This is a genomic window from Aeromicrobium terrae (genome assembly GCF_008039565.1).
GTDB lineage: Bacteria > Actinomycetota > Actinomycetes > Propionibacteriales > Nocardioidaceae > Aeromicrobium > Aeromicrobium terrae.
The window spans coordinates 193457-206819 of record NZ_VDUX01000004.1 but is presented as its reverse complement, the minus strand read 5'-3'; the positions used below and the strand labels follow the sequence as shown (position 1 = coordinate 206819).

The 13363-nt window shown below is 69.1% G+C and carries 11 protein-coding genes; 10 read left to right on the top strand and 1 reads right to left on the bottom strand.

Annotation, left to right across the window (positions count from 1 at the left end; genetic code table 11):
- Positions 1-268: 268 nt before the first annotated feature.
- The 7 genes from FHP06_RS10020 (at position 269) to FHP06_RS09990 (ending at position 8313) form a co-directional block, all read left to right on the top strand.
- Positions 269-1237, top strand: coding sequence for a PfkB family carbohydrate kinase (locus tag FHP06_RS10020; protein WP_330999619.1), 969 nt, complete (start codon positions 269-271; stop codon positions 1235-1237).
- Positions 1238-1266: 29 nt separating this feature from the next.
- On the top strand, positions 1267-1995 hold the full coding sequence (locus FHP06_RS10015; protein WP_187271886.1) for a creatininase family protein: 729 nt from the start codon (positions 1267-1269) through the stop codon (positions 1993-1995).
- Positions 1996-2181: 186 nt separating this feature from the next.
- Complete coding sequence (locus tag FHP06_RS10010) at positions 2182-3435, top strand: ABC transporter substrate-binding protein (RefSeq protein WP_147686329.1); 1254 nt, start codon at positions 2182-2184, stop codon at positions 3433-3435.
- A 40-nt stretch (positions 3436-3475) separates the two neighbouring features.
- Positions 3476-4345, top strand: coding sequence for a branched-chain amino acid ABC transporter permease (locus FHP06_RS10005; RefSeq protein ID WP_147686327.1), 870 nt, complete (start codon positions 3476-3478; stop codon positions 4343-4345).
- A 7-nt stretch (positions 4346-4352) separates the two neighbouring features.
- Complete coding sequence (locus FHP06_RS10000; protein WP_147686325.1) at positions 4353-5156, top strand: ABC transporter ATP-binding protein; 804 nt, start codon at positions 4353-4355, stop codon at positions 5154-5156.
- 116 nt (positions 5157-5272) lie between these two features.
- On the top strand, positions 5273-7018 hold the full coding sequence (locus FHP06_RS09995; RefSeq protein ID WP_187271885.1) for an ABC transporter permease subunit: 1746 nt from the start codon (positions 5273-5275) through the stop codon (positions 7016-7018).
- Positions 7015-8313 (top strand): amino acid deaminase, encoded by a 1299-nt coding sequence (locus FHP06_RS09990; RefSeq protein ID WP_147686321.1) that lies wholly within the window; start codon positions 7015-7017, stop codon positions 8311-8313. Before FHP06_RS09995 ends, FHP06_RS09990 begins: the two co-directional genes overlap by 4 nt.
- Here FHP06_RS09990 and FHP06_RS09985 read toward each other — a convergent pair.
- Positions 8310-9968, bottom strand: a complete 1659-nt coding sequence (locus tag FHP06_RS09985; RefSeq protein ID WP_147686319.1) for a helix-turn-helix domain-containing protein — start codon at positions 9966-9968, stop codon at positions 8310-8312. The genes FHP06_RS09990 and FHP06_RS09985 overlap by 4 nt on opposite strands.
- A gap of 69 nt (positions 9969-10037) precedes the next feature.
- Here FHP06_RS09985 and FHP06_RS09980 point away from each other — a divergent pair, with 69 nt between their 5' ends.
- From FHP06_RS09980 to FHP06_RS09970, 3 genes are read left to right on the top strand one after another with little or no spacing between them, the layout of a single operon-like run.
- A complete protein-coding gene (locus FHP06_RS09980) occupies positions 10038-11648 on the top strand; it encodes an amidohydrolase family protein (protein ID WP_222706444.1) in 1611 nt (536 codons plus the stop codon).
- Positions 11645-12796: an NAD(P)/FAD-dependent oxidoreductase gene (locus FHP06_RS09975; RefSeq protein ID WP_147686317.1), complete on the top strand. Its 1152-nt coding sequence runs from the start codon at positions 11645-11647 to the stop codon at positions 12794-12796. The genes FHP06_RS09980 and FHP06_RS09975 overlap by 4 nt, the downstream gene beginning before the upstream one ends.
- Entirely contained in the window at positions 12796-13299 is a 504-nt protein-coding gene (locus FHP06_RS09970; RefSeq protein ID WP_147686316.1) for a RidA family protein, read from the top strand. Before FHP06_RS09975 ends, FHP06_RS09970 begins: the two co-directional genes overlap by 1 nt.
- Positions 13300-13363 lie beyond the last annotated feature (64 nt).

Genomic DNA, 13363 nt, shown 5'->3' with positions numbered 1-13363 from the left:
GCGAACAGGTGCGCTGCCGGATCCAGTCCTGCTGAGCTAGCCGCGCGACGCGATCCCGTCCGCCACGACGGCAGGTCGGCGCACCCCTTCGCCGTCGGCATGATCATCTCGTTGCACCTGACTTCCTCGGCGCCGTCGAGCAGTCTGAGTGCCGCCGGGTTCCGTCGAGTACAACCAAGGCGAGGCACGAAGATCGTCCGGCTGGACGAGAAGCTGCGCACTCTAAAACCCTAGATTGGACCCGCAGGTAGCGGCCCGCGAGAAGTCGGTGAGAAGTGTGAACGTGCTGGTCGTGGGTGAAGCGCTGGTCGACGTTGTACGCGACGGGTCGGCCCTCGTGAGGGAGCACGTTGGCGGGTCTCCGCTCAATGTCGCTGTCGGTCTGGCACGCCTCGGCGTGGCGGCGACGCTCGCGGCGCACGTCGGTGTCGACCGTCGCGGTCAAGCCGTCCGCGATCACCTGGCGGCATCCGGGGTGGCACTCGAGGCAGTCGGCCCACCCGGCGTACCCACGTCGACTGCCGTAGCTTCGCTGTCCGCCGGCGGGGCCGCCACGTACGAACTCGACGTCGACTGGAACCCGACGTTCCTACCGGACCCGAGTCGGTTCGACATGCTCCACGTCGGGTCGATCGGCACCGTCCTGCCGTCCGGGGCCAACTTGGTACGCGCGCTCGCCGAGGAAGCGGCCGCCCGCGCCATCCCCGTCAGCCTCGACCCCAACGTCAGGCTCTCGATCCAGCCGGACCCGAGCGTGTGGCGCCAGACCTTCGACCTTCTCCGGCCGGCCGTCTCCCATCTCAAGATGAGCGACGAGGACGCTGCGGTCCTCTTCCCCGGCGCATCTGCGCAGCTCGTCGCGGACACCCTGGCGTCAGAGGGCCGTGGCCGTCTGGTCGCGCTGACGCACGGGGCCGACGGGGCGTATGTCGCATCTCCAGCGGGAGCAGCTCAGGTCGTGGCCAGGTCCTCCGAGGTCGTCGACACCATTGGAGCCGGTGACGCGTTCACGGCGGCCATGCTCACCTGGTCCGGCCGGCGAGCGTGGCCCGCACCCGGCATGCTCGACTCCGCCGACCTGGAGGACGTCGCCAACTTCGCCTCCCACGCGGCGTCGATTACCTGCTCGCGAAAGGGCGCCGATCCCCCGTGGTCCCACGAGATGGTTGAGCCGACCCGCGCTGCGACACCTGTTCGTGGTTCTCGCCCGCCGGGCTCGAGCGCAGGCATCCGATGACGCCGCTCGCCGGACACTCTCTCCATGCGATGACGTGGCCGGAGGTGCAGGGCGTCGTGGCAGCTGGCGAGCGCTCTGCCCTGATCGCCGTGGGCGCGATCGAGCAGCACGGCCCGCACCTCCCCCTCGCGACGGACACGCTCATCGCGACGGAGACAGCACGACGCGTGGGCGAGCGGATGCCCGGGCTCCTGGTCGGGCCGACCCTGCCGGTCGGCGTCTCCTCGCACCACCTGGCCTTCCCGGGAACCTTGTCGATCTCGGAACAGAGCTTCCAAGACCAGGTGAAGGCGTGCGTCGCCAGTCTCGCCGCGCACGGGGTCGATCGCGTCTTCGCACTCTCCGGACACGGTGGGAACTTCGGCCCTCTCGGTCGCCTCGCCCGGCAGGTCGACGGCATGATCGGCACGGCGGCGTTCATCCCCTTCGACGATCTCGAGGCGTTCCTCGGCGTGGTCCACGCCGTGTCTGCCGTCGACGGGATCCCGCCGGCCGCGAGCGGTGTGCATGCGGGCGAGTGGGAGACCTCCGTCATGCTCGCCATCCATCCGGAACTGGTGAGGATGGAGAAGGCCGCGGCCGGCTATGTGGGCGACTTTGACGAGGCCACGGCCGAACGTCTCTTCCGGGACGGCACCCGGTCCTTGGCCGCCAACGGCGTCCTCGGTGACCCAGGCGCCGCCACCGCCGAACGCGGCGAGCGCCACCTGACGGCCTGGGTCGACGCTCTGGTCGACCACTTCACCCGGTCACGCTGAGAACCTCAGCCGTCTGTCAGACCGGACGAATTCCGACCTCGAGAATGGTCGCGGCGAACAACTTGCGACCCACGGATCACGACTACGGTCGTCCGTCATCACCCGTGGAAGCCCTGCATCTCGCGGCACCAACGACGCCGCACCGGTCAACGAGACCTGTTCGGGCCCGAGCCGAAGGAAGAACAGATGACGTTCAGCACAGCCGGGCGCACCGTACGCCCGCCCCGAGTCGGTCGAACGGCCCGCGTGGTCAGCACGCTCGCGGCCGGTCTCATGGTCTCGGGCGTCCTTGCAGCCTGCGGCGGGTCTGACGACTCGTCCTCGTCGGGCGGCTCGTACAAGATCGGCGTCGAGATCGACCAGACCGGCCGTAGCAAGGCGAGCGGCGTAGCCCAGCTCAAGGGGATGACCGCGGCCGCTGACGCCATCAACAAGGCGGGTGGGATCGACGGTCATTCCGTGGAGCTCATCGTGCGTGACACGGCTTCGGACGCGGCCAAGGCGGTGTCGGCGTACTCGGACCTGAAGTCGCAGGGTGTCAGCGCCATCGCGGGCTTCCTGGGAAGCGTCGACCTCGGACCAGTCGTGAAGCGCGCGAAGGCCGACAACATGGCCCTCTTGGCGACCGGGTCGCCGCCAGACCTCCTGGATCCGAAGAACACCGTCTTCTCCACCGTCGCGAACGTGAACGCCCAGAGCGAGGCGACCCTGAGCTACATCAAGAATCGCATGGACGACGGGGACGTCGCGCCGGAAGGGCGCGTCGGGATCCTGCGGTACGCGACGCCCGCCGGTGAGCAGCAGTCGGTCGCACTGGCCGCCAAGGCCAAGGAGCTCGGCATCGACATCGTGACCGAGCAGACGGCCCCGCCGGGTGCCGCCAGCCTGAGCTCGCAGCTCCAGACGATCGTCGACAAGAAGCCGGACGCGGTGATCTTCCTGGTCCTCGAGTCGGACCTCCTGACCGCCGTGAAGGCCGCTGATGCGACTGGTCTGCCCAAGGACACGCCGATCGCGTCGTGGGCCTTTGCAAGCAGTCCCTCCTCGTTGGCCCTCGTCGCGAAGTCGGGCTACCACGACATCGCCGCCTCGGCGAACCTGCAGTCTCCCTCCGCGGCCGAGCAGAGCGACGGGCTGAAGGCGTACGTCACGGCAGCCAAGGCGGCCGGCCTCGACCCTGGATCCACGCAGATCCCCGAAGGCTACGCGCAGACGATGATCGCTGCCGCGGCTCTGAAGAAGTGTGGTTACCCGTGCTCGAGCAAGGACTTCATCGCTGCACTCGAGTCGACGTCCACGGACCTCGATGGCTTCGCGTTCGGTCCGATCACGTACTCCCGTGACGAGCATCGAGGGTTCACGGCGATGCGATTCGTGACGTCGACGGACTCCGGTGGCATCGCCTACGCGGGCGATCCCATCGAGATCATCTCGAAGTAGCCACTGGCCATGACGACGCAGTCGCAGAGGAAGAGCTGAGATGACCGCGGCTTCGCTGGTGAGCCTCGTGGCGAGCGCCATGCTGCTCGGGTCCGTCTACAGCCTCGTGAACCTGGGCGTAGTTCTGCTCGTACGCACCACCGGCACGATGAACTTCGCCCAGGGCGAGTTCATCATGCTCGGTGCGTACGTGATGAGCGCGCTCGGACCGAGCATGGGCTACTGGCCCGGACTCCTCGCGACATGCGTCGTCATGGCCTCGGTGGGCTTCCTCGGCTACTACCTGCTGATGCGGTTCCTCCACGGAGGGTCCGAGTTCGACAAGGTCGTCCTCACCTTCATGCTGTCGATCATCCTGACCCAGGCCGTCATCATGCTCTGGGGCACCGACCCTCGGGAGATCGCTCCGGCGACGAGAGCGCGCGTGCCGTTGCTCGACACGTCCGTGCAGGCCACGACCTTCATCGCGATCGCCATGACCGTCGCGATAGCCGTCGGCCTGGTCCTGTTCCTTTCCCGTTCGATCACGGGTCTGCGGATGCGGGCCCTGTCGGCGGACGAGTCGCTGGCTGAGTACTACGGCATCCGGACGGAGGTCCTCTCGGGGCTCGCCTGGGCCATGGCCGGCGTGTGCGCAGCCGTGGCCGGCGTGATCTACGCCCAGGGAACCGCGGTCGCGTTGACACTGCCGGAGATCCTCCTCCTCGCCTTCCCGGCGGCGGTGCTGGGAGGCCTGGAGAGCTTTGAGGGAGCGGTGATCGGCTCGCTCGTCGTCGCCGGCGTCTACACGTTCACAAACTACGTCCTGGGCGGTCAGTGGAGCATCGTCATCGTCTACTCCCTGATGCTCATCACCTTGATGGTGCGACCGTACGGCTTCTTCGGCCGCCCGGTCGCGCAGAGACTGTGAGGCTCGCATGACCACGACGCTCGGAGCATCGCCGCAGGCGAGCCAGTCACAGGCCGTGAGCCTTGACGGGGTCTGTCTGGCGATCGGTGAGGTCGACATCCTGGACTCGGTCACGTTCGACGTCGCGGAGGGCGAGACCGTCGGCCTGATCGGTGCGAACGGCTCGGGGAAGAGCAGCATCCTCAACGTAATGTCGGGGTATTATTCGCCGACGGCAGGTGCCGTGCGGGTCCGCGGGCACGACGTCACCAAGATCCGCGCCGAGCGGGTGCCCCGCTACGGCGTGGGTCGGTCCTTCCAGTCCGTCGGCGCCATCAAGGACCTGACGGTCCGGGAACTCATCGCCCTCGGGGTGGAGCCCGCCTGGCCCTCGTCGTTGGTCGCCAGCCTCCTGGGCCTCCGGGCCGGGCGGAGTGCGGAACGGTCGGCTCTCGACCGTGCAGGCGCCCTGGCCGACGAGTACGGGCTCGGCCAGTTCATCGGAGTTCGCCTGGACGAAGCTCCCTACGGCGTGCGCAAGATGGCGGACCTCTTGCGGGTGTTCGTGGGTGAACCGAGCGTGCTTCTCCTCGACGAACCGGCGTCGGGAGTGGCCAAGGCCGACAGATCCGCGATCGTCGACCTGATCAGTCAGTGGCGTGAGCGCTCCGGCGGCTCCGTGGTGCTGGTGGACCACGACGTCGCGTTCGTGGTGCGACTGGCCTCCCGACTGGTGGCGTTGTCATCGGGTCGAGTCGTCGCTGTCGGACCGGTCGATCACGTCCTCCGCGACGACGCCGTCGTGGAAAGCTTCCTGGGAAGTAGTGCCTGATGTCCGAGACTAAGCCGTCGACCGCACAACCGCGTCTTCTCTGGAGACGAGCTCGCTCGAGCCGGGGGATCGTGTGGGCCGCGCCTCCCGCTGTCGCCCTCGTCGGGGCACTGGTCGTGAGCGCCGTCGCCGACGGCTATCAGCAGTCGATCGCCGTCACGGCGATCCTCTACGGCATCGCCGCGATGAGCCTGACCCTGCTGATGGGCTGGGTGGGCCGGCCGTCCGTGCTGACGGCGTCGTCGCTCCTGGCGGGCGGCTATTGCGCCGTATACCTGCAGAACGTGCTGAGCCTGCCGTTCCTCCTCGTCCTCGTCCTCGTCACCTGCGCCGGACTCCTCGTCGGTGCCATCGCCTCGGTCCCCACCCGAAACCTGTCCGGCGTCTACCTGCTGCTGAGCACGCTCGCGATGTTCTACATCATCAGCGAAGGCGGCAACATCCTGCAGGCGAAGCAGGGCGCCTACGAGGGCTACTACCTGGCCTCGCCGAGCGTGCTCGGCCTCACGATCGACACCCCGACGAAGTGGCTGTGGACCGCCGCGGTCGCGGCCCTCCTGACGTACATGTACCTGAGCTACCTCAAACGGTCCCGCGTCGGTCGAGCGTGGAGCGCCATCCGGGACAACGAGGACGCCGCGCGGGTCGCGGGGGTGTCCCGCTCGAGGTACGTCGTGGCCGCGTTCGCGATCTCGACCGGCCTTCAGTTCCTGGCCGGTGGGCTCGTGGGGTACTTCGTCGGAACGGTGTCCTACTCCAGCGCGACCTTGCTGCTGAGCGTCAACTTCATCGTGATGGTCGTCATCGGTGGCTCGACCTCCTTGGGCGGCGCCCTCGTCGGTTCGGCGATCGTGGTCGCGATCCCACCGTTCCTCGACTCCTACGTCGGTGGCTCGGCCAGCAGCTCGTGGCTCAGCCAGAACCTGCTGCCGATCGAAGGCATCATTTTCGCCCTGCTATCGACCCTGGTCATCCTCGACGTACCCCGCCGGATGCGTCGGTCCATGATGGACCTCCGACGCCGGGCCCCGGCCAAAGCGACGCGGCGCGAGCCCGGACACGACACGCGTGGTCTCGTGATCGACGACGTCCACGTCTCGTACGCCGCCGGCGAGACCGCGGTCCTGGGCGCGACGATCTCCTTGGAGCTGGGCGAGTCGGTCGGCATCGTCGGCCGGAACGGCGCAGGGAAGTCCAGCCTCCTGTTCGCCATTGGCGGGTTCCCTCCCGGCTCGGGTGGCCGGGTCAGCGCAGGACGAGTCGTCTGGTCCGGCCCGGACCGTCCTCCCGTCGACGTCACGAAGCTCTCCAGCCGCGAGCGAGCTCGACTGGGCATCAGCCTCATCCCGGCAGAGGACAAGGTCTTCCATGACTTGACGGTCGAGGAACATCTGCGCGAGGCACTGCGCGCCGGCCGGTCGGCGCACCGCGGCGAGTCCGCGAGCATCGACACCCTGTGGGAACGGTTCCCGTCGCTGTCCCAGAAGAGGGACCGCCGCGCCGGCAACCTCAGCGGCGGCGAGCGCCAGCAGCTGGCGGTCGCGGCCGCCCTGGCCAGGAACGCGAGGCTCGTGCTGATCGACGAGGCGACGTTGGGGCTCTCCCCGATCGCCGTGCAGGACATCCAGCTCGTCCTGCGCGACCTCGCGGCGCGCAGCGGGGGCGCGCTGGTCCTCGTCGAGCAGGACCCGGGCCTGGCGATGGCGGTCTCCGATCACGTCGTCGTGATGGAGAACGGTCAGATCGTCCGGTCGGCACCGGCGTCCCCTGAGCTGCTGCGCGTGGTCGAGGAGACCTACCTAGGCTTGGCCTTCTCCGACGGCGGGGAACCGGCCGAACAGCGAGAGGGCACGCGAACATGATCGACAGGGATCGGCTCGAGTCGTTGGGTCGTCGCGAGCTCGACGCGACGGTGAAGGGGCTGCCGCTGGCCGACGGTGACACGGTGGCTGCCCGGGACGTCGCAGCCCGAGGTTGGAACGTCCTCGCTGGTGATCTCGACCTGCCGGCCATGATCATCAAGGAAGCCCCGATGGCGTCGAACATCGCGTTGATGGCGGAGTTCTGCCGCCAGCACTCGGTGTCCCTCGCTCCGCACGGCAAGACGAGCATGGCGCCGCAGCTCTTCGCGCGTCAGCTCGACGCGGGAGCCTGGGCGATCACCGCCGCCACGGTGCGCCAGTGCCGGACGTATCGAGCCTTCGGGGTCAGCCGTGTCCTCCTGGCCAACGAACTCGTCGACCCGCTCGGACTCCAATGGCTCGCGGAGGAGATGCGCACCGATCCCGACGTGGAGATCTACTTCTTCGTGGACAGCATCGACGGCGTGGACCTCGCCGACGCGATCCTCGGCGAGGCTCCAGTCGGCCGCCCGGTGAACGTCCTGATCGAGCTCGGCTACGACGGCGGCCGATGCGGCTGCCGAAGCATCGACGAGGCACTCGAGCTGGCGGTCCGCGTGAACGACTCGGCCCACCTGTCGTTATGCGGGGTGGCTGGGTTCGAGGGCCTCATCCCTGGACCCGACCTGTCCACCGTGCTGGAGAAGAGCACGGCCTACCTGGGAAGGATCCACAGCCTCGTCGACGAGCTGGATGCGCAGCGGCTCCTTCCTGCGGGCGAGGAGATCATCGTCAGCGCGGGCGGGAGCTCCTACTTCGACCTGGTCGCCGATGTCCTCGGCCCGCAGGCGTTCGACCGGGCAGTCCGCACGGTGGTGCGAAGCGGGTGCTACATCACTCACGACGTCGAGATGTTCGAGCTGACCTCACCGCTCGGGGCACGCGCCGAGGCCTCGACGCCTCGGCTCGAGCCCGCCTTCGAGCTGTGGGCCACCGTCCTGTCGCGGCCCGAGCCCGGCCTGGCCATCGTGGGGTTCGGCAAGCGCGACGCTCCCTATGACTACGGCCTGCCGTCGCCTGTGCGAGTGGTCCCGCAGGGCACCGCCGGCACGCGGGACCTCTCAGGCTCCTTCAACGTCACGGGTCTGAACGACCAGCACGCCTTTGTGAGGATCCCGGCCGACGACCCGCTCGCCGTCGGTGACGTGGTGGTCTCCGGGATCAGCCACCCGTGCGGCGCCTTCGACAAGTGGCAATACATCCCCGTCGTCGACGAGTCGTACGACGTCGTCGACGGCATCTTCACCTTCTTCTAGTCGGTCGAGGAAGGGCGACCGGGCAGGGCGTGCACGATGCGAAGCTGGAGCATGGCCGCCAGCCTGGCCTCGGAGTCGTCCAGGTCGAGTCCGCTGACCTCGACGGCTCGACGCAGGCGGTACCTGAAGGTGTTCGGGTGCACGAACAACGCAGCTGACGCGGTGGCAACGTCTCCGAAGGCGTCGAGCCAGGCCTCGAGGGTCTCCAGGAGCTGTGAGTCCTTGCGGCGGTCGTACTCGATCAGCCGCGCCACGGGGCCGGTCGGCCGGTCCCCGCGGGCCGCCGCAAGGTCGCGGAGCTCGAGGAGCAGCGTCTCGACGTGGACGTCCTCGAACCGTGCCACCCGGCGATGCCGGCCCCCGTGCTCGAGCAGCACGCGCAGCACCCGGTCGGCGCTCGAACGCCCGTCGGCCAGCCGCGTGAGGTCGGACGACACGCGTCCGATCCCGATGAGGGCGTTCTCGCCATCCGTCACGCGTGACAAGAACTCACCTGCGATGCGAGCGGCGCGGCTCTGGGCGTCGGCGTCGGACTCCTGGCCGGCGGGCATGAGCGCGTAGCAGACCTCCCCGACGAGCGTCGTCGCACACCGGGGGTGCACCGCCGCCAGGTGCACGGCGAGCCCCGTGCTGAGCCGTTGTCGCTCGGCCTGGCTACGGGCGTGAGCCTCGACCGAGCTCGGCTCGGCGGCGAGCAGTCCCATCGCGAGCACGAGGACCGCTTCTCCGGCGAGCCCGAGGCGTCGCAGAGCCTCCTGGGCCCCGGGCCCGCCGCTGAGCGCCGTGCTGGCCAGGTCAGCGCGGAGGCGTTGTGCGCCGAGCGCTCCGCCGCGCAGTCGCATCATGTGCAGGGCCACGAGCTTGGTCGCGTCGATCAGCGCCTGGGTCCGCTGCTCGGAGAGCGGTTCGCGCACGACCGCCCAGATCGACCCCAGCACCTCGTCGCCCGCCCGTACGGCGACCGCGACGCGGGGGAGGTCTGTCCCGGGGGGACCCGGTTCGATCCACACCGGGCTGTCGCTGCGGTAGAGCGCGTTGAACACGCCGCGCTCGACGAACGCCGCCGTGAACCGTTCCGGCGCCTGGCGTCCCAGGATGGTCTCGATCCGCGACGCGTCCCCCTCGTCCTGGCGGCCCGAGAAGGCGATCACTCGTGAGCTGCGGTCCAGGATCGTGACGGGCGCGTCGATCACCGCCATGACTGCGTTGGCGAGCGCGAACAGGTCGCCCGATGGCAGGCCGCCGAGACTCTCGGCGTCCTCACCTCCGACCAGGTCCTCCACCGACAAGGACCGGATCATCGCCGCCAGCTGCGCCCAGGACGCTCCGGACGCCAAGGCGATGAGCGGGATCCCGGACGTGTCGACGGCCCGGGTGATCTCGTCCGTCAGCAGTCGAGGACCGCGGACGACCAGGCCGATCGCACCTCGGTCCTTCAGACGCGCCAGCAACTCGGCGATCTCCGCGTCCTGCGTGAGCCCGATCCCTAGAACCAAGGCGTTCCGCGGAAGGTACGCCTCGTCGACGGGGTCATGGAAGGCGACGCCTCCGAGCTCTGCCGAGGGTGAGGGAAGCCCGTGGATGACGGTCAGCAGCGTCTCGCTCAGCTCCTGGAGGACGCGGACCAGCGTCGTTCGTGAACCGTCGTCAGTCATGGGGTGTCCGCTCGGTGGGTCGTCTCGTGATGCGAATCTAGCGCGCTCGATTGTGGTCGATGGAACGAAGTGCCGGGCTGCAATTTGTTGGTTCGGACGAAAAATGCGCGTCACCGGGGCCCTACGGTGTCGGGGTCAGCACTCTCCAGGAAGCGCACCCTTGTCATGGCCGCACCTCAGCACCTGTCCGCGAGCGTGGACGAGACCGTCTACGACGCGGTAATCAGTGGCGGGCGCGTCATCGATCCGGAGACTGGTCTCGACGCCGTCCGGAACGTCGGGATCGACGGCGACCGCATCGCGGTGGTGACCGAGGCCGTCCTGCGTGGACGTCGCCAGATCGACGCTCGAGGCCAAGTGGTGGCGCCGGGGTTCATCGACCTGCACAGTCACAGCCAGGCGATCCTGGAAGGTCGTCTGCAGGTGCTGGACGGTGTCACGACAGCGCTCGAGCTTGAGGCCGGCGTGGCGCCGGTGGGAGTCGCGTACGAGAGGGCAGCCCGTGAGGGCAGACCGATCAACTACGGGTTCTCGGTCTCCTGGGCATCGATCCGACGACACGTGGTGGCGGGTGCGCAGCTGACAGGGGGCGCGCTGGGATTTCAGCACGGGCTCGGTTCGGACGACTGGCGGGCTCCGGCGTTGCCGGGCGAGACGTCCGCGATGCTCGACCTGCTCGGTCACGAGCTCACCGACGGCGCCGTCGGGATCGGCGTCCTGCTGGGCTACGCCCCTGCCACCGAACCGTCGGAATACGTCGCCGTCGCGCGCCTCGCCGAGAGCATGGGTGTGCCGGCCTTCACCCACGCGCGCCCGTTGGTGGAACAGGACCCCGACGTCGTCATCGACGGCGCCGAGGAGCTCACGAAGGTCGCCGGCGAGACGGGCGCTCACCTCCACTTCTGCCACATCAACTCCACGTCGACGCGGTACTTGGACCGCGTGCACCGCCTGGTGGACGGCGTGCGCGCCGAAGGGGCCACGGTCACCACGGAGGTGTACCCCTACGGAGCCGGGATGACCGGAATCGGGTCGGACTACTTCCACCCGGACCGCCTGCACGTGCTGGGCGCCACCGGCACGCCGGAGGACGTCATCTACGCCCGTACCGGCGAGACGGTCGCCTCGCGGGAGAGGCTTCTGGAGATCCGTGACGCCGACCCGTCGGGGCTGGCGTTCATCAAGGCGTTCGACGAGGCGTACGATCCCGAGCGCCTGGTCCAGATTGTCGGACTGCCGGGCGCTGCAGTCGCATCGGACGCAGTTCCGCTCATTCTCGACGCCGACCAGGTCCTCGACGCGTTCCAGTGGCCCCCGCCGCAGTCCGCCCGGATGCATCCGCGCGGCGCCGGGACCTTCGCGAAGACGCTGCGGGTCGGCGTCCGCGAGACCGGAACGTTGCCGCTCGCGGAGGCGTTGGCCAAGTGCAGTCTCTACCCGGCGCAGATCCTCGAGTCGGCGGTGCCGTCGATGCGGCAGCGGGGCAGGATCCAGGAAGGGTGCTACGCGGACGTCGTCGTCTTCGATCCGGAGACTGTCACTGACACCGCGACCTATCAGGATCCGGTCCGACCGTCCGCAGGATTCGCGCACGTCATCGTTAACGGCGAGGAGATCGTCCGCGACGCGCAGCTGCAGGTGGACGTCCTCCCCGGCCGACCCGTTCGGGCGGGATTGTGAACGGCGATCGCTGGGACGTCGTCGTGATCGGCGGGGGCATCGCCGGAGTCTCGGTGGCCTACGAGCTGGCACCGGAGACCAGCGTCCTGCTGCTCGACATGGAGGACACGCTCGGCCATCACGCGACCGGGCGATCCGCGGCGATGTTCCTCGAGACCTACGGCGGCGCGGACGTCCGGGCATTGACGATGGGCAGCCGCGCGTTCCTCGAGGCGCCACCGGAGGAGTTCGAGTCCGACCTGCTCCGCCCCCGTGCCCTGCTGCAGGTCGCCCGGGTCGGACGAGGGGCGGTCCTCGACCAGCTCCACCGCGAGGTCGACGGAGTTGTCGGCGACGTGGCATTGGTCGACGAGCGCGAGGCGCGACGGTTGTGTCCGCTGCTGCGCGAAGGCGCGGTCGAGGCGGCTTTGCACGAGCCCGCGTCGATGGAGATGGACGTCGACGCCCTTCACCAGGGCTACGTCCGTGGCTTCCGGCACCGCGGGGGCGACGTCAGACGTGCGGCCCACGTCAGTCGGCTCAGCCGGCGAGACACGGGCTGGGACATCCACTTGGCCGACGGAGGTCGGGTGGGTGCGTCCGTGGTCGTCAACGCCGCCGGAGCGTGGGCGGACGTCGTCGCCGTCGCGGCGGGCCTCGCGCCGCTGGGTCTCACGCCGCGACGGCGCACCGCGTTCACCACGGCCGGCCCGGACGGACTGTCACTCGCCGGTCTGCCGATGCTGTACGACGTCGACGAGACCTTCTACGTCAAGCCTGAAGGCGACCAGATGCTGTGCTCGCCCGCCGACCGGACCCCGTCGGAACCGACCGACGCCCGTGCCGATGCGCTGGAGATCGCGCGCTCGCTCGACGAGATCCGCGAGATGACGACCATCCCGGCGCGATCGGTGCGCACCTCGTGGGCGGGGCTGCGGACGTTCAGTCCTGACGAGAACCTCGTCGTCGGTCACGAGCCGGAGGCCGACGGCTTCTTCTGGCTGGCCGGTCAGGCGGGCTACGGGGTGCAGACCGCCCCGGCACTCGCGCGGTGGGCAGCTGCGGCCGTGCTCGAGGCCGATGCACCGGCCGACCTGCTCGAGCGTGGCTTGCGGCACGAGCGCATCACGCCGGCCCGGTTCCGGCGCGCAGGATCGATGGTCTCGTGATGAGCTCGGAAGTCGAACGTCGGCTGGACCGGCTTGGGTTGGCGGTGCCGGACGTGACGCCACCCCTCGCCGCCTACCGACCCGCCGTGGGCTCGGGTCGACTCGTCTGGACGGCCGGCCAGATCCCGCTCCGGGAAGGGGCGCTCGTGGCCGCGGGCAAGGTCGGACTCGAGGTCGACCTCGACACAGCACGGGTCTGCGCGCAGCAGTGTGCTCTGAACGCGATCGCGGCTGTGAGGAACGAAGTGGGGGACCTCGACCTGGTCGACCAGATCGTGAAGGTCGTGGTCTTCGTCGCGAGCGCACCGCACTTCACCGACCAGGCCGTCGTGGCGAACGGGGCGAGCGAGCTGCTCCAGGCCGCCTTCGGAGCCGGTGGGGTCCATGCCCGCAGCGCGGTCGGGGTTGCCGTCCTCCCGCTGGACGCATCGGTCGAGGTGGAGCTCGTGGCGTCCGTCGCACGACCGCCACGAGTCGATCAAGCGGGAGGAAAGACGGGCTGACCGATCCGCAGCGCCTCCCGCCCGTGCGATCCATGGGCGACGGCGAGGACGACGCCACACCACG